Source organism: Solibacillus sp. FSL W7-1436, assembly GCF_038007305.1.
Classification (GTDB): Bacteria; Bacillota; Bacilli; order Bacillales_A; family Planococcaceae; genus Solibacillus.
This window is the reverse complement of sequence record NZ_JBBOWV010000001.1, coordinates 2,429,849-2,445,933: the sequence shown is the minus strand read 5'-3', so window position 1 is coordinate 2,445,933 and position 16,085 is coordinate 2,429,849. Positions and strand designations below refer to the sequence as shown.

17 protein-coding genes are annotated in these 16,085 nt (G+C 41.6%); all 17 read right to left on the bottom strand.

From position 1 onward, the window contains the following. Positions 1–114: 114 nt before the first annotated feature. Positions 115–1,008, bottom strand: a complete 894-nt coding sequence (dprA, locus tag MKX73_RS11980) for a DNA-processing protein DprA (protein ID WP_340717623.1) — start codon at positions 1,006–1,008, stop codon at positions 115–117. A gap of 176 nt (positions 1,009–1,184) precedes the next feature. After that, positions 1,185–2,087, bottom strand: coding sequence for a succinate--CoA ligase subunit alpha (gene sucD / locus MKX73_RS11975; protein WP_340717622.1), 903 nt, complete (start codon positions 2,085–2,087; stop codon positions 1,185–1,187). Then, positions 2,084–3,265: an ADP-forming succinate--CoA ligase subunit beta gene (sucC, locus tag MKX73_RS11970; RefSeq protein ID WP_340717621.1), complete on the bottom strand. Its 1,182-nt coding sequence runs from the start codon at positions 3,263–3,265 to the stop codon at positions 2,084–2,086. The genes sucD and sucC overlap by 4 nt, the downstream gene beginning before the upstream one ends. 185 nt (positions 3,266–3,450) lie before the next feature. Further along, entirely contained in the window at positions 3,451–3,744 is a 294-nt protein-coding gene (locus MKX73_RS11965; protein WP_340717620.1) for an EscU/YscU/HrcU family type III secretion system export apparatus switch protein, read from the bottom strand. Further along, a complete protein-coding gene (locus MKX73_RS11960) occupies positions 3,741–5,663 on the bottom strand; it encodes a hypothetical protein (protein ID WP_340717619.1) in 1,923 nt (640 codons plus the stop codon). The genes MKX73_RS11965 and MKX73_RS11960 overlap by 4 nt, the downstream gene beginning before the upstream one ends. A 4-nt stretch (positions 5,664–5,667) precedes the next feature. Further along, positions 5,668–6,441 carry a ribonuclease HII gene (locus MKX73_RS11955; RefSeq protein WP_340717618.1) on the bottom strand — a complete coding sequence of 258 codons (774 nt, stop codon included), beginning with the start codon at positions 6,439–6,441 and terminating at the stop codon, positions 5,668–5,670. A 272-nt stretch (positions 6,442–6,713) separates the two neighbouring features. Next, entirely contained in the window at positions 6,714–7,667 is a 954-nt protein-coding gene (ylqF, locus tag MKX73_RS11950) for a ribosome biogenesis GTPase YlqF (protein WP_340717617.1), read from the bottom strand. A gap of 352 nt (positions 7,668–8,019) precedes the next feature. Beyond that, complete coding sequence (gene lepB, locus MKX73_RS11945; RefSeq protein WP_340717616.1) at positions 8,020–8,583, bottom strand: signal peptidase I; 564 nt, start codon at positions 8,581–8,583, stop codon at positions 8,020–8,022. A gap of 182 nt (positions 8,584–8,765) precedes the next feature. Next, entirely contained in the window at positions 8,766–9,110 is a 345-nt protein-coding gene (gene rplS / locus MKX73_RS11940; protein ID WP_340717615.1) for a 50S ribosomal protein L19, read from the bottom strand. Positions 9,111–9,241: 131 nt separating this feature from the next. Next, positions 9,242–9,970, bottom strand: coding sequence for a tRNA (guanosine(37)-N1)-methyltransferase TrmD (gene trmD, locus MKX73_RS11935; RefSeq protein ID WP_340717614.1), 729 nt, complete (start codon positions 9,968–9,970; stop codon positions 9,242–9,244). Further along, positions 9,967–10,488, bottom strand: coding sequence for a ribosome maturation factor RimM (gene rimM, locus MKX73_RS11930; RefSeq protein ID WP_251689374.1), 522 nt, complete (start codon positions 10,486–10,488; stop codon positions 9,967–9,969). Before rimM ends, trmD begins: the two co-directional genes overlap by 4 nt. Before the next feature lie 168 nt (positions 10,489–10,656). Continuing rightward, positions 10,657–10,890 (bottom strand): KH domain-containing protein, encoded by a 234-nt coding sequence (locus MKX73_RS11925; protein WP_008403311.1) that lies wholly within the window; start codon positions 10,888–10,890, stop codon positions 10,657–10,659. 27 nt (positions 10,891–10,917) lie between these two features. After that, positions 10,918–11,190, bottom strand: coding sequence for a 30S ribosomal protein S16 (rpsP, locus tag MKX73_RS11920; protein ID WP_008403312.1), 273 nt, complete (start codon positions 11,188–11,190; stop codon positions 10,918–10,920). Between the two features lie 93 nt (positions 11,191–11,283). Next, a complete protein-coding gene (gene ffh, locus MKX73_RS11915; RefSeq protein ID WP_340717613.1) occupies positions 11,284–12,642 on the bottom strand; it encodes a signal recognition particle protein in 1,359 nt (452 codons plus the stop codon). Between the two features lie 12 nt (positions 12,643–12,654). Beyond that, the gene (locus tag MKX73_RS11910; RefSeq protein ID WP_079525160.1) at positions 12,655–12,990 is read right to left on the bottom strand and encodes a putative DNA-binding protein; all 336 of its coding nucleotides are present in this window, start codon (positions 12,988–12,990) and stop codon (positions 12,655–12,657) included. A gap of 183 nt (positions 12,991–13,173) precedes the next feature. Continuing rightward, the gene (locus MKX73_RS11905; RefSeq protein WP_340717612.1) at positions 13,174–14,667 is read right to left on the bottom strand and encodes a UxaA family hydrolase; all 1,494 of its coding nucleotides are present in this window, start codon (positions 14,665–14,667) and stop codon (positions 13,174–13,176) included. Then, a complete protein-coding gene (locus tag MKX73_RS11900; RefSeq protein WP_340717611.1) occupies positions 14,664–16,079 on the bottom strand; it encodes a tagaturonate reductase in 1,416 nt (471 codons plus the stop codon). Before MKX73_RS11900 ends, MKX73_RS11905 begins: the two co-directional genes overlap by 4 nt. Positions 16,080–16,085 lie beyond the last annotated feature (6 nt).

The following is a 16,085-nucleotide window of genomic DNA, read 5'->3' as shown; positions in this document are numbered from 1 at the left end:
CTTATAGAGGTATAGTTATTTTTCTTATATTTACTCACATGAAGCTATCCATGTATGCCAAAGCTTTTCCTGTTGCAAAATGTATAACAGATTGGCTAATATTGCAACTTTTTTTCAACGTGATTTTGAAAACAACTGGATTTCCTCTAAAATTTGAAAGCCATCCCACACTGGAATTGCGCCTTCTTTTATTAATTTATTTGTCCCTCGTGACTGTTCGCTGAAAATATTTCCCGGCACCGCAAAAACATCTTTCCCTTGCTCAAGAGCAAGCTCTGTTGTTATAAGTGTCCCGCTTTTCAATGCGGCTTCTGTAACGACCAGCGCTTCACTTAATCCGCTAATAATACGGTTTCGTGCTGGAAAATGCCATTTTTGCACACTTACATAGGGTGGATACTCTGTTACGAGTAAATGCTCCCGAGCCATATATGCATTCAGCTCTTTATTTTGAGGCGGATAACTATGAAAAAGGCCATGGCCTAAAACACCTATTGTCTTTCCACCATATCGGATGGCAGCTTCATGTGCAAGTCGGTCCGCTCCTTTTGCAAGACCGCTCACTACAACATATTGCTCCCGAATTAACGGTGGAAGAATGGAATTCATTGCATGTTCACTATAGCTGGTCGCTGCCCTTGATCCGATGACCGCAATCATTTTCGTTCTGTTCAGTAACCGAATATCGCCTTGCGCATATATAACTGCAGGCGCATCGTACAGCTGTTTTAGGCGTTCCGGATATAAAGGATCCGTATAGGGGATGGCGTTAATAGAATGCTGGTTATAATAGGTTGCCATCGACCTTGGTATAAGCTCTTTATAATGCTTGATGAGCTGGACGGCTTTTTCTTCTTTTATATTTAGCTGAACCGCTAAAAATTTTGGCGAAATATGCACTATTTCGTCGAAATCATCTGTAATTTTCATTAAATTCCGGACTTTTTTCCAGGAGAGAGGAAGAATGTAATGCAGTTTCAATAATTGTTCGTTTGCTGGGCTGGTCATTTCTACACTCCTTTTTATATAGAAGAAATTCAGATGACCGCAGTTATTAAGTGTGAGGTAAGCATTGTGTAAAACATCGTATAACCGATGAATTCGGGCTCTTAATTCGTTCATGGAACCCAATGGATGGAGACATATGAAAAAGATGTAGCGAGGCGACCGCTACATCTTTCATTTTAATGTGTTTTACAAGCTTCGTACAAGCCTTTTTCTTTGATTACTTTAATCAGTGTTTCACCGATTACAGAAGGCGTCGGAGCTACTTCAATACCCGCTGCATTCATAGCTTTGATTTTCTCTGCAGCTGTTCCTTTACCGCCGGAAATAATGGCACCTGCGTGACCCATACGCTTTCCTGGAGGAGCTGTTTGACCACCGATGAAGCCTACTACCGGTTTGTTCATGTTTTCCTGAATCCATTCAGCAGCTTCTTCTTCCGCTGTACCACCGATTTCACCAATCATGACAACCGCATAAGTTTCTGGGTCTTCATTGAATGCTTTTAAGCAGTCGATGAAGTTTGTCCCGTTTACCGGGTCTCCCCCGATTCCTACCGCTGTTGTTTGGCCGATTCCCGCCTGAGACAGTTGGTGTACTGCTTCATAAGTTAATGTACCAGAACGTGAAACTACACCTACGTGTCCTTTTGTATGAATGTAGCCTGGCATGATACCGATTTTACACTCATCAGCAGTAATAACACCCGGACAGTTTGGACCGACTAAACGTGTTTTCTTGCCTTCCATATAGCGCTTTACTTTTACCATATCCAGTACCGGAATATGTTCTGTAATACAAATCGCCATATCGAGATCCGCATCGACTGCTTCGATAATAGCATCTGCCGCAAAAGGTGCCGGTACGTAAATAACGGATACGTTTGCACCTGTTACATCGACAGCTTCCTGTACAGTATTGAATACAGGAACACCTTCGATTTCAAGACCGCCTTTACCAGGTGTTACCCCTCCAACGATTTTCGTTCCGTATTCAAGCATTTGTTTTGTATGGAAAAGGGCTGTTTCCCCAGTAATCCCTTGTACGATTACTTTTGTCTCTTTATTAATGAACACACTCATGCCATTACCCCGCCTTCAGCTTCAACTAATTTCACGATTTTTTGTGCGCCGTCTGCCATTGAGTCGGCTGCTACAATGTTTAAACCGGATTCATTTAATAACTTTTTACCTAGCTCTACGTTTGTCCCTTCTAAACGTACTACTAACGGAACCGCTAAACCGACTTCTTTTGCAGCCGTAATAACACCTTTTGCAATGATGTCACACTTCATGATTCCACCAAAAATGTTAACGAAAATTCCTTTAACATTTTTGTCCGATAAAATGATTTTAAACGCTTCTGTTACTTTTTCAGCTGTAGCACCGCCCCCAACATCAAGGAAGTTTGCGGGTGAGCCGCCGTAGTAACTAATCGTATCCATCGTCGCCATCGCAAGACCCGCACCATTTACCATACAGCCGATATTGCCGTCCAGCGAAATATAACTTAAATCATATTTAGATGCTTCAATTTCTTTTGGATCTTCTTCATCGAAATCGCGTAATTCCACGATATCTTTGTGACGATATAAAGCGTTTGCATCAAAGTTGAATTTTGCATCAAGTGCTACTACCTGGTCATCACCTGTAACAACTAGCGGGTTGATTTCTACTGTCGATGCATCTTTATCGATGAATGCTTTGTAAATACCAAGCATTAAACCTACTGCTTTGTTTACTAGCTTAGCAGGAATATTCATATTAAATGCCATACGTCGCGCCTGGAAAGCATTTAATCCTGTAACCGGATCAATGACTTCCTTGAAGATTTTTTCCGGATTCGTTTCGGCTACCTCTTCAATATCCATACCGCCCTCTTCAGAACCCATCATTACAACTCTAGAAGTTGCACGATCTAATACTAAACTTAAGTAATACTCTTTTTTAATGTCCGAACCTTCTTCTATATAAAGACGTTTTACTTCTTTACCGTCTGGACCTGTTTGGTGAGTTACTAAAATTTTGCCTAATAATTCTTTAGAGAAAGAGCGAACTTCATCGAGGTTTTTGGCAATCTTAACGCCTCCCGCTTTACCGCGGCCCCCTGCATGAATTTGTGCTTTTACTACTGTTACGTTTGAACCTAGCTCTTTTGCTGCTTTTACTGCTTCGTCTGGTGAAAACGCGACGCTCCCTCTTGGAACCGCTACACCGTATTGTCTTAATATCTCTTTCCCTTGATACTCATGGATATTCATGATACATCCTCCCATCGGACATTTGGAAATTATTCTACTAACATAATCTATTTTATACAATTATTCAGACAATGTCTATATTTGTCACACAAGCATTTTTTAGTTTACTTTATGTCAAAATATTCTTTGTATAGATATTTTCCAATTTTCTAAAAGATATTCTCTGCATAAAATTAAAAAAACGGTTATTTATTTTTGTTAGTTAACTTCTGCTTTTCGTCCAAATGATAAATAAAAGCAAAAACCTCGGCAACCGCCTGGTAAAGTTCTTCCGGGATCGATGTGTTCAAATCAAGCTGCCCTAACAGTTCCACCAGGTTCGGATCTTCATAAACAGGTACTTCATGCATTGCTGCTTTTTCCAATATATTTTCCGCAATTTTCCCTTTGCCTTTTGCGACGATTGTCGGACCATTGTTTTTTTGCGGATCATAGGAAAGGGCGATCGCTTCTTTTCGTACATATTTTTTTTCGTTCATATGCGGATATCCACCCCTCCTTGCTCATCTTCTTGCTGATTCGACAATTTTGTGACAGTTTTTTCTGCCTGGTCTCCAAAAGGTTTTATAAACAGTCCGGATAAGGTATATTCTTTTTCCAGCAATCCCGCCTTTAATGTTGCTTTCAGCGACGTCGCCAATGAATCTAAGTTGGGCATATCATTAAATATATTAATTGTGACAACACGGTTTTGTACTTGCATATCGATTACTGTCTGCTGCAATGTTTCCATATTCAAATAGAATAGAATGCGCGCAAAGCTGGCATCGATTTTACCATCTTCTTTCATGCGACCATTCCATTGCAGAGTGACATCCATTTTCTTGCCGAAAAAATCCAGCGGCACTTGCATGACAAGCTGATGCTGATGCCCGTTTTCCCCTGATGTGAGCTGCATTCCATTTAGTCTGGCCATCACCATCTCAGCAGCATCTTTTATAGCAACAGGTGTCAGGGCATCCTGAAGAAGCGCTAATAATTGCGGTTTTATTTGCTGGGCAATTGCCTGTATATCCCCAGCCTTATTTGCCAGCGCGGCCTCGTAGCTGACGCCAAGCCCCTTTAAGACAGTCTTTATCGCCTGTTCCATCGCCCTGCTATCCACCGCCGCCTGTACTTGACCCTCTGCTTGGGTGAGGGCACTCTGCATCACCGGCTGTGGGCTATCAGCTGTCACCTTCACTAAATTTCGCAGCAGCTGATCGGCGACAGGTAAATTTGTATCCGGCTTCAGTAACGTAAGCAATTGATCCTTCGCTGACAAGCCCTGATCATTTTGCATAAAAAGCCGCGTACTCGCATTTTCACTGTATGCGTTTGTCAGTTGCTGCCGCAGTTGATTTACCAATGCTTCGACCGCTGTCTTTGAAGCCGGAATTTGTTCAAAACGCGATAGTAATTGCTGTAATTGCTGTTTTTGTGTTGCAGATAATAAGCTTTCATTACTAACCCATGCTTTTACTTGCTCTAACACCGGTTTTATTTGTTCAGGGCTTGTTTGTCCGAGCTGCTGCAGCATTTGTCCCGCTTCTTTTAATAACGGTGCTGCTGCATTTAGTATTGCGTTCCCGGACTGCCGGTTCCCTAGATGATTTACCGTTTGCCAATTTTGCAAAGTTGCATTTTGCGGTAAAATACCCGTTTCTTTTAATACCGTCAGCGATTGAAGTTTCGATATATTTGTTGAATTGTTATCAAGTAAATTTTGAGTCGCCCGCGCAAGCAGAATACCGCCTGTTTCATTGTTCAGCGGTTTTGCCAGCTGGTCAATTTGCTGAAGGAGCGATGATTTGATCGCTTCATTCCCTCCAGCCTGATTCGCCAAGAGCTGTGCCAAATTGGCTAAATTGGCCGACATGCCATCAGTTTTGGTTCCCTGCGTCAATGCCTGAAATACGGTATTTGTAAAAGGCATTTTCAGCTCCACCATACGCTGCAGTGCGTGAAGCGCATTGTTCTTGTCTACTCCTGCAGGCAAGCTTTTCATCCAGCTTTCCGCGGCTGTGAGCTGTTCTTTCGCCAGTGGTAACTGGGCTTTCATAAAATGCGAAAGAACTTGCTGCATTTCATTCGACTTCGGCAAATTCATTGTTTCAAGCAGCTGGGATATTTGCTGGCCAGCTGTCATTGATTGTGACATCGGTCCTGTTACGACTTTTAATTCTGTTTGCGGATTTGTTGCTGTCACCTGAAAAAAGTGTGCATCGCCCAGCTTTAAAGGTACTTCCAGCTTCGCCATAAGCTTTTGGTTGCCGACTTGGACTTCCGCCATCTGATTCGGGAAAAGCTGCTTGATCGTCCCGTGAAATACTTGGTCCTGCTTTAACGATAATGGCTGATTTGCTGTTATTTGCTGCGAAGTATTGGATTGAATTGCATTAAACGATGAGAAGTTCATGCCGTTACTCCCTTCTTTGAAGCATTGATTTGATCGGTTCGAATGTTTTTCGATGATGATCTGTCGGTCCATATTCGGCGATCGCTTCCAGGTGCTGCTTTGTTCCATACCCGGCATGCTGTGCAAAACCGTATTGCGGATATTCACGATCCAGCTTTTCCATATAGTCATCACGTGCCGTTTTCGCTAAAATGGATGCTGCTGCGATTGCCAGGCTGCGCGCATCCCCCTTTATGATGGATGCTTGCGGAATCGACGTCGAAAGTGTCATCGCATCGGCCAGTATGAAGTGCGGCGTAACTTCCAGTGTTTCAATACTTTTTAACATCGACTGGCGTGTTGCTTCATAAATATTGAGGCGGTCGATTTCCTCGGCACTTTGAAAATGAACAGAATAATATAGCGCATGTTTTTTTATCCGTTCAGCAAACTGGTTGCGCTTTTCTTTTGATAATTGTTTGGAATCGTTTACGCCAAGCAGTTCCTGACAATGATTCGGCAAGATGACGGCCGCGGTTACGACTGGTCCTGCGAGTGGTCCGCGGCCTGCTTCGTCTGTACCGGCGATATAGGCATTTTCATATGGTAAATAGCTTGCGTCAAATTGCAGCTTTTCATTATGTGCCTGTTGGAGTGCCTCGATCTTTTCCAGACGCTTCTGAAATTGCGTCCATGCTTTTTGGACGCCTGCCCGTTCATCCTTTGCTACAAAATCCATCCATGGCTCGATTTGTACTGCTGTTTTTAATGCTTCTGTAATCTCTTTAATTGTTTTCATATAAAGTCCCCAAATCTATTACTTCCGTTTTCTTAATATAGAGTTGATTTCCATTCCGGGGTGGACGCTTTCCGCGGGCACGGCTCGAGCCTGTAGTCTCTCCCTCGTGCTGTTCCCGCAGGAGTCGCCACCCCTCCATTCCAATCAACTTGGCTTTTTATCTAACTTTACTTTCTCTCAATCTTACTGTTATATCGTCTACTTTTCTTATTATAAAAGAAAAAACCTTTCTCAAATAAATGAAAAAGGTTTTGTCTGTCTATTATCCCACTTTATTCGTTGCTTTCCTGCTTTTTCTGGCGATTTAGCGCGGCCGTTTTTTTCCGGCGCTCTTCGTTTTCCAGTGCAATCGCTTCTTCCAATTGCTCTTTTTCAAGTTGCTCGGAAACAAAGTCAAATGTGAGTTTCCCAAGATTCTGTTCACGAATGTCGCGTACTACTAATACGGATACTTGATCGTAGTCAATTTCCCCGCCTTGTCCAAACACACGGCGCAGCTTTCCGATTGCATCAAATGTTTCGACAAGTTCTTCGGATACGGATGAAATTTTATAGCGCTCTTCCATGCGTGTTGGGTAGTGTGTTTCTAAAAAACGCAGGCCGTATACAGCCAGATCTTCCATATTCATGATTGTATCTTTAATCGCACCAGTTAAAGCAAGCTTATAGCCGACTTCCTGATCTTCAAACTTCGGCCATAAAATACCGGGAGTATCGAGAAGTTCAATTTCCTTACCGACTTTAATCCATTGCTGTGATTTGGTCACACCAGGCATATTTCCCGTTTTCGCCAAGTTTTTCTTCGCTAAACGGTTGATCAAAGTTGATTTCCCGACGTTCGGAATTCCTACAATCATCGCGCGGATAGCACGCGGTTTCATTCCTTTTGATTTCATGCGCTCCCATTTATCCGCCAAAATCTCCTGTGCTGCCTTTGTAACCGCCTGCAAGCCTTTCCCTTCCAACGAGTTGATGGCTACTGCTTTAAAGCCTCTGTCGGCGAAATATTGAATCCAGCGGCGTGTTTCCTGCTCATCGGCCATATCTTGTTTATTTAAAATGAGCAGGCGCGGTTTTTGATGGATGACTTCATCGATCATCGGATTACGTGAAGATAATGGTAAACGTGCATCGACAAGTTCAAAAATGATATCGACAAGCTTTAAACTTTCCGATACTTGGCGGCGCGCCTTTGCCATATGTCCTGGAAACCATTGAATTGTCATAATGTATAACCTCCTGTAAATTACGTACTTCTATTCTCAACAAAAAAATGAGGAGTTTAAACTGCCCCCTCATTTTAGACAATATTTAATATTTATTGCGAAAATGATCCATCATCAAATATGGGGTTGATTTCCATTACGGGTCGGACGTTTTCCGCGGGCAAGAATTAGAGTCAAACTTGTTTTGTCTCTAATTCTTTGCGCCGAGGATGGCTGCAATTTATTGCGGCCACCGCAGAAGCAACGACTTGATAAATGAGAAGACGAACTCAACTCGCCTCCCCTTCATTCCAATCAACTGCTATGACATTTAATTATGTCATCCTCATCTATTGATAAAAAACGATAAATATTACTTTACAATCTCAATTTCGTTTAACGGCCAGAAAATGATGCTTGTGTTGCCGATAATTTCTTTCTGGTCGACGATTCCGATATGGCGGCTGTCTTTACTGAAGCGACGGTTATCGCCCATTACGAATACATAGCCTTCCGGAATAACGTCCAGTGACGGATCGATATCTTTCAGCGAGAAGTCGCCTGTTAGGTTGCCTTCGCTAATTTCGGCTTTATATGCGTCCAAATACGGTTCGTCGATCGGTTCACCATTAATGTATAATTGATCATCCTTATATTCTACAAAGTCCCCTGGAACACCGATGACACGTTTAATATAGTCCTTTTGTTCAGGTGCGTGGAATACGACGATGTCAAAACGGTCGGGTTCGCCGATTTTATAGCTGAATTTGTTGACGATCATGCGATCACCATTTTCAAGGGTAGGCATCATTGAATCCCCGTCTACTACAATCGGTGTAAATAAAAAGTAACGAATAAATGCGGCAATCGCAAACGCAATCAGTAGAGCTTTCGTCCATTCCCAAAGCTCATTTTTTTCTTTTTCAGTTTTTTCCACGTAGCTATCCCCCTTGCTCATCACATTTATTGTATACGAAATATGTATATCAGGCAAAAATCTAATCTAAATTATTACATCATATTATCTATAGCTTATTGTCAACTGCACATGTTAATACACAGTTTTTAATTTAAAGAAAGAAAGGGACTTGTATATACAAGCCCCCTTCTAAAAAGTTCTTATCGAATTTCTTTAATACGAGCAGCTTTACCACGTAAGTTACGTAAGTAGTAAAGTTTAGCACGACGTACTTTACCTTTACGGATTACTTCTAACTTAGCGATTTTTGGAGTGTGTACTGGGAAAGTACGCTCTACACCAACACCGTAAGAAATTTTACGTACTGTGAAAGTTTCGCTAATTCCGCCACCGCGACGTTTAATAACTACACCTTCGAATAATTGGATACGCTCACGAGTACCCTCAACGATTTTAACGTGTACCTTAACTGTGTCACCTGGTTTGAATGTAGGTAAGTCTGAACGTAATTGATCTTTAGTGATCTCTGTAATAATGTTTGACATTGTTTTCTCTCCTTAGACAGATGCTCATGCACGCTAATTTAAGCCACAGCGGAACACCGTAATTCAGTGCTTACATTGAAGCACAAAATGAATCTTACCATAATTGTTTTAGGCTTGCAAGTAGTTTTGCTTTACATTTCATTCTTAATTTTTTCGATTATTTTCATTTGCTTGTCCGTTAATTTAAATGCTTCCAGTAAATCCGGTCTGCGTTCCAACGTGCGCTTGAATGACTGTTCCTCACGCCACGCATCGATTTTCGCGTGATTGCCCGATAATAGTATATCCGGTACTTTCATCCCTCTGAAATCAGCAGGACGCGTATAATGAGGATGCTCTAATAACCCGGTCGAAAATGAATCCTGAATATGGGAATCTTCCTGCCCAAGTACACCCGGCAATAAACGTACAACCGCATCGATTACCGTCATTGCAGGCAGCTCCCCGCCTGTCAAAACAAAGTCGCCGATCGAAATCTCGTCTGTTACGAGATACTCCCGAATCCGCTCATCATATCCTTCGTAATGCCCGCATAGAAATACTAGATCTTCTTCCTTTGCAAGCTCCTCTGCCTTCTTCTGCGTAAAGCGCTCGCCTTGTGGGCACATGAGAATAACACGTGGCTTGCGACCTTCTGTAATGGCTTCCACCGCATTGAACATCGGTTCCGGCTTTAATACCATTCCCGCTCCGCCGCCGTACGGGTAATCATCCACTTGCTTGTGCTTGTTTTCACTGTACTCACGGATATCGGTTACTGCCAGCTCGACAGCGCCCTTTTCCTGCGCTTTTTTTAAAATCGATGAGCCAAACACACCTGTGAACATATCAGGAAATAAACTTAATACGTGAATCTTCATTCCAACAAACCTTCCATTACGTGAATCACGATTTTCTTTTCATCGACATCAATATCTTTTACGATATCTTCAATGTAAGGAATGTAGTGCTTCTTACCATTTTGCGCTTTAACTTCCCATACATCGTTTGCGCCCGTTTCTAAAATATCTGTAACAACGCCGATCAGTTCGCCCTCTTCTGAAAATACTTCACAATCTTTAATTTCAAAGTGATAGTACTCATTATCTTCCAGCTCATCTTCCGCCAATTGATCCATCGATACTTTTAACAAACCTTCTTTAAATGGTTCCACTAAGTTAATGTTTTCCATTCCTTCAAATGTCACCAATATAAAGTTTTTATGGCGTCTTGATGAACTGATCGTCACCCAAGTCGGTTTCTTATCATCTTTTTTGAATGCCGCCAGTTTGGAACCTACCGCAAAACGTTCTTCTTCAAAATCCGTTGTCGATAAAATTCGCAGCTCTCCACGAATACCATGTGTATTCACAATACGACCTACATTAAACCATTCCATGTATATTCCACCTTTTTTAGAATCCGTTGATTTTGAATGATGATGGACGCCTTCAGCAGGAGTCGCCACCTCCATTTCAATCAACTAGTTGTAATTGTTTATAAAATACCGCTGATTGAATTATCATAACAAAAAAAGAAGGGTTAGCAAAATGCCACCCTTCTTTTACTAATCCAATATATCGACATACGTCTTTTTCTTCTGGTGGCCGCCCGCTGCTGAGTACACAATCGTACGAATTGCCTTCGCAACACGTCCTTGCTTGCCTATTACTTTCCCTCGATCCTCTGGATGAACAAAAAGCTTATAAACAACTCGATTTGAAGTTTCGTCCGTCTCAATACGAACGTCTTCAGGATAATCGACTAACGGTTTCACAATTGCTTCAATCAGCTGCTGCATAATGCCACCTCCGAATTAATCATTGAATTATTTGCTGTATTTAGCGTTATGGAATTTTTCCATGATACCTTGTTCTGAGAACAAGTTACGTACAGTATCAGATGGTTTTGCACCATCAGTTAACCATTTAAGAGCTTTCTCTTCATCGATTTGTACTGTAGCTGGAACTGTAAGTGGGTTGTAAGTACCTACTGTTTCGATTTGACGGCCGTCACGTGGTGAACGAGCGTCTGCAACTACGATACGATAGAAAGGAGATTTTTTAGCTCCCATACGTTTTAAGCGAATTTTAACTGCCATTTTAATAGCACCTCCGAATAAGTTTCACACAAGATATTATATTAGCAATGTCTTGATGGTTTGTAAAGTGTTTTTTCTTAACACCTTATTTTTTTATTTAAATAATGAATCAAAACCAGGCATTTTCATCTTCTTTTTACCTTTACCTTGAGCCATGCCTGTCATCTGTTTCATCATTTTTTTCATTTCTTCAAACTGCTTCAGCAAGCGGTTTACTTCCTGAATCGACGTCCCTGAACCTGTAGCGATACGCTTTTTGCGGCTCGCCGAAATGATTTCCGGGTTCGTCTTTTCATGCGGTGTCATCGAATAGATAATCGCTTCGATGCGCCCCATCTGCTTTTCATCGACTTTGACATTGTCAAGGCCCTTCATTTTGTTTGCACCTGGAATCATTTTCAATAATTCATCAAGTGGTCCCATTTTTTTCACGGCTTGAAGTTGTTCGATAAAGTCATCAAACGTAAAACTCTGTGTCATGAACTTTTCTTCCAGCTCTTTCGCCTTTTCCATATCAACGTTGGCCTGTGCTTTTTCGATCAGTGACAGTACATCACCCATCCCTAAAATACGTGAAGCCATACGCTCAGGATGGAATGGTTCAAGCGCATCCATCTTTTCGCCCATACCGACAAATTTAATCGGTTTCTCTGTAACAGAACGAATTGACAGTGCCGCACCACCACGAGTATCACCGTCTAATTTTGTTAAGACAACGCCCGTAATGCCGACTGTTTCATTGAAGCTTTGTGCCACATTTACAGCATCTTGACCAGTCATTGCATCAACAACCAAAAATACTTCGTCCGGCTCTTTTAAACCGCGAATGTCTTTTAGTTCCTGCATCAGCTCTTCATCAATATGAAGACGACCGGCTGTATCGATTAATACAACGTCCAGATGCTCTTCTTTTGCATGCTCGATTGCCTGACGTGCAATTTCAACAGGTGAAACATCTGTACCAAGTGAGAACACCGGCAGAGATAACTGCTTCCCTATTGTCTGCAATTGCTGAACAGCGGCTGGACGGTAAATATCTGCCGCTACTAGTAATGGTTTTTTATTATACTTTTTACGTAATACATTCGCCAACTTACCTGTAGTCGTCGTTTTACCTGCACCTTGTAAACCAACCATCATAATGACAGTCGGAGGACGGTTGCTGAATTTAATCGGACTTTGTTCGCCACCCATTAAATTCTTCAATTCATCCTGTACAATTTTAATGACTTGCTGACCAGGTGTTAATGATTTCATGACGTCGACGCCGACTGCACGCTCACTAACTTTTTTAACGAATTCTTTTACTACCTTTAAGTTTACGTCCGCTTCGATTAAGGCAAATCGGACTTCACGCATCATTTCTTTAACGTCTTGTTCCGTAACTTTCCCTTTACCTTTAATCTTTTGGATCGTACCTTGGAGTCGCTCTGCTAAACCTTCAAAAGCCAACTCGTTCGCCCCCTAATCCGATTCCTTCAGTTGTTCAACCAATGCAAGTTTCGCTTCTGTCGTAGAAGCCTCATCCTCAATTGCATCCGCCAATTGTTTTAACACAATTTGACGTTGTTGAAACTTTTCGAATAAATTTAGTTTTTCTTCATATTCTTCAAGCATCGCCTCAGTACGGCGGATGTTATCGTAAACAGCCTGGCGTGAAATATTATAACTTTCGGCAATTTCTCCTAACGAGTGATCGTCCAAGTAATACAGTTCCATATAGCTGCGCTGTTTATCAGTTAATAACGCTTGATAAAAGTCGAAGAGAAAGTTCATGCGTGTTGTTTTTTCAAGTAGCATTTTTATCTCTCCAATCATAATTTGTCTATCTTATCATAATCTTGTGAGCAGTTACTGTCAAGGCAATCCCCTTGTCCGTATGGATAACCTTTTTCTTTCCATTGATAAGCGATTTAAAAAAATGACGACACTCCCTCACGAAAAAGGGAGCATCGCCATTTCTTATATAATAGGAAGATACCTTTAGAGCGTTACACCCGTTTTGAAAATAGCCATTTCTTTAAAATTCATACGTTCATGATTTAATGGCTCACCACTTGCAACAGCAATAATGTATTGAATAAATTCTTCCAATACCGCCTCTTCGTCAACATCATCTTCTAGTATTTGCCCGGCATTAAAATCAATCCAATGCTTTTTTTGTTCATAAATAGCACTGTTTGTGGAAATTTTCATTGTAGGTACGAAGGAACCGAATGGCGTACCGCGACCGGTAGTAAACAGCACTAATTGACAGCCGGCAGATGCAAGTGCTGTACATGCTACAAGATCATTACCCGGCGCACTCAATAAATTCAACCCGCGTTTTTTCAGACGTTCTCCGTATTTCAAAACGTCGACAATCTCAGCACTGCCCGCTTTTTGCGTACAACCTAGCGACTTGTCCTCCAGCGTTGTAATCCCGCCTGCTTTATTGCCTGGTGAAGGGTTTTCATAAATTGGCTGATTATAGTCGATGAAGTACTGCTTAAAGTCATTAATAAGCGAAACAATTTTTTCAAATGTCTCCTCATCTTGAGCACGGTTCATTAAAATCGTTTCCGCTCCAAACATTTCCGGAACTTCCGTCAATACCGTTGTGCCTCCCTGCGATACTAAAAAGTCAGAGAAACGTCCTAGGAGCGGATTTGCCGTGATACCAGACAAGCCATCTGAACCACCACATTTCAGCCCGATACGCAATTCACTAATCGGAATATCTTCACGGCGGTCATTGCGTACTGCTTCATGAAGTTCCACGAGTGCTTCGACACTTGCTTCGACTTCATCATCAACTTGCTGCGACACGACAAATTTCACCCGGGAAGTATCGTAATCGCCAAGTTCCTGCTTCATCTCTTCAATCGTATTATTCTCGCAGCCAAGCCCTAATACAAGCACTGCTGCAGCATTCGGATGATTAATCGCATCAAGCAAAATAGTACGTGTATTTTCATGGTCATCGCCTAACTGCGAACAGCCAAAATTATGCTTTAATACGAGTGTCGATTCAAAAGGCGCAATATTTCCTACACGTTGTTCAAACTCCCGTATAATCATATCCGCAATACCATTTACACATCCGACTGAAGGAATAATCCACAGTTCATTCCGTATACCGACTTCACCATTGCTGCGTCGGTACCCTTTAAATGTTAAATTACGCTGCGGGTAGTTTAATGTAATATCTTTCTTGTCGTAATTATAGTTAATAATGTCCTGCAAATTCGTTTTCACATTATGCGTGTGGACAACCGTTCCTTTTGCAATATCTTCAGTAGCATGTCCAATCGGATAGCCGTATTTTAGAATATGTTCCCCTTTTTGAATGTTACGTGTGGCAATTTTATGGCCTCTAGCAACTTCCTGCGCCAGATTAATCTGCTCTTGGCCGATGGAAAATGGCTCTCCCGCTTCAAACGCACGTAAAGCGACCGCAACATTATCAGATGGATGAATTACAATGGTTTCTTTCATAATCCCAGTACCTCCTCTTCCAATTCCGCAATAAACTGTGCTGTTTTCTGTTCTTTAAATGCCTCAATTGCCTGCACGACGAATTGTTCAAGTTGCGGAATCGTCGTTAAATCTGTTCCCCAAAGATTTTCATTACGCAATACAGCCTCTATTGGCTTTTCACTAATTTGCTCAATCTCTTCCGGAGCATCTTGCGGCGAGAAAACTGCTGGTGTTTGATAGAGGTAAATCCAGGCAGCCAATGCTGTTGTTAAATGTTTTGGAAGTGTTTCATATTGCTTATAAAACGCAAGTAATGACGGGATATTTCTAGTTTTAAACTTGGCGATCGCATTGAGTGCGATACTTTTTACGTAATGTGCAATAAACGGATTTTCAAAGCGCTCTAAAACTGCCTGCTGGTATGTGATTAACTGTTCTTTGTCACCATTAATGGTAGGAATCACTTCTTCTGCAAGTAAACGCTGAACAAATGGTCTTAACGTTTGGTGTTCCATCACTTGCCCGACTGTATCTATATGCATCAAAATTGCAAGCGGTGTTAATGCGGAGTGCGCACCATTCAGCATTTTCACTTTACGCTCCCGGTAATAACTCAAGTCTTCAACAAGCTTCACTTCAAATTTATCATTAGCTAACGGGAAAGAATGAAGCGTTTCTTCATTTTCTATTACCCAAATATAATACGGTTCTGCCGAAACAAGTAACTTATCATGGTACCCAAGCTTCAACGTTAATTCTTCCTGCTGGGTTTTCGGAAATCCCGGTACGATCCGGTCAACAAGTGTATTGCAAAACGTATTGGCATTTGTTACCCAATCGATGAAGTTCTGCCCTAAGTTCCATGCATTTGCATAGCTTACAATTCCATTTTTTAAAGTAGTACCGTTCTGTTCAATTAATTCACACGGCAGAAAAATAAGCCCTTTTGACGGATCCCCGCCAAATGTTTCAAAGCGTTTCCATAAAAAATGAGTCACATTCGCCACAAAATTTGTTGATGGCTGTTTATCAAATGGGAGCTCTTCATAAACAATTCCCGCTTCCGTTGTGTTGGATACTACATATTGGAGGTCTTCCGAAACCGCAAGTTTCATATATTCTTCGTATTGCTTTTGCAGTGAAATACTGCGTGTTACACTTTCAATCACTTGTTCATAGTTGACTTGCTTACCATTTTGAATCCCTTGCGTAATTAGTGTGTATAAGCCGTCTTGCTCATTGATTACTTCAGACGTACTCCCTGATGTTGACTGGACAATAACAATCCCTAAATCCTGTTGTTGCTGTAAATTCGCTTCATGTATAAGCCAATCAACAAAAGCACGGAGAAAATTCCCCGTGCCGAATTGGACAATACGCTCTACGACAGCTGTTTTTCGAGTATACACTTCGTTTGATAACTGTTGCATGCTTCA

Bases quoted from the DNA above. Each gene is read 5' to 3' on its own strand.
- MKX73_RS11905 (WP_340717612.1), bottom strand. From the start codon at position 14,667: ATGAAAGAAACCATTGTAATTCATCCATCTGATAATGTTGCGGTCGCT.
- MKX73_RS11965 (WP_340717620.1), bottom strand. From the start codon at position 3,744: ATGAACGAAAAAAAATATGTACGAAAAGAAGCGATCGCCCTTTCCTAT.
- sucD (WP_340717622.1), bottom strand. From the start codon at position 2,087: ATGAGTGTGTTCATTAATAAAGAGACAAAAGTAATCGTACAAGGGATT.
- MKX73_RS11910 (WP_079525160.1), bottom strand. From the start codon at position 12,990: ATGCTACTTGAAAAAACAACACGCATGAACTTTCTCTTCGACTTTTAT.
- ylqF (WP_340717617.1), bottom strand. From the start codon at position 7,667: ATGACAATTCAATGGTTTCCAGGACATATGGCAAAGGCGCGCCGCCAA.
- MKX73_RS11900 (WP_340717611.1), bottom strand. From the start codon at position 16,079: ATGCAACAGTTATCAAACGAAGTGTATACTCGAAAAACAGCTGTCGTA.
- rpsP (WP_008403312.1), bottom strand. From the start codon at position 11,190: ATGGCAGTTAAAATTCGCTTAAAACGTATGGGAGCTAAAAAATCTCCT.
- rimM (WP_251689374.1), bottom strand. From the start codon at position 10,488: ATGGAATGGTTTAATGTAGGTCGTATTGTGAATACACATGGTATTCGT.
- dprA (WP_340717623.1), bottom strand. From the start codon at position 1,008: ATGACCAGCCCAGCAAACGAACAATTATTGAAACTGCATTACATTCTT.
- sucC (WP_340717621.1), bottom strand. From the start codon at position 3,265: ATGAATATCCATGAGTATCAAGGGAAAGAGATATTAAGACAATACGGT.
- rplS (WP_340717615.1), bottom strand. From the start codon at position 9,110: ATGTCAAACATTATTACAGAGATCACTAAAGATCAATTACGTTCAGAC.
- MKX73_RS11960 (WP_340717619.1), bottom strand. From the start codon at position 5,663: ATGAACTTCTCATCGTTTAATGCAATTCAATCCAATACTTCGCAGCAA.
- MKX73_RS11925 (WP_008403311.1), bottom strand. From the start codon at position 10,890: ATGCAGCAGCTGATTGAAGCAATTGTGAAACCGTTAGTCGATTATCCT.
- trmD (WP_340717614.1), bottom strand. From the start codon at position 9,970: ATGAAGATTCACGTATTAAGTTTATTTCCTGATATGTTCACAGGTGTG.
- MKX73_RS11955 (WP_340717618.1), bottom strand. From the start codon at position 6,441: ATGAAAACAATTAAAGAGATTACAGAAGCATTAAAAACAGCAGTACAA.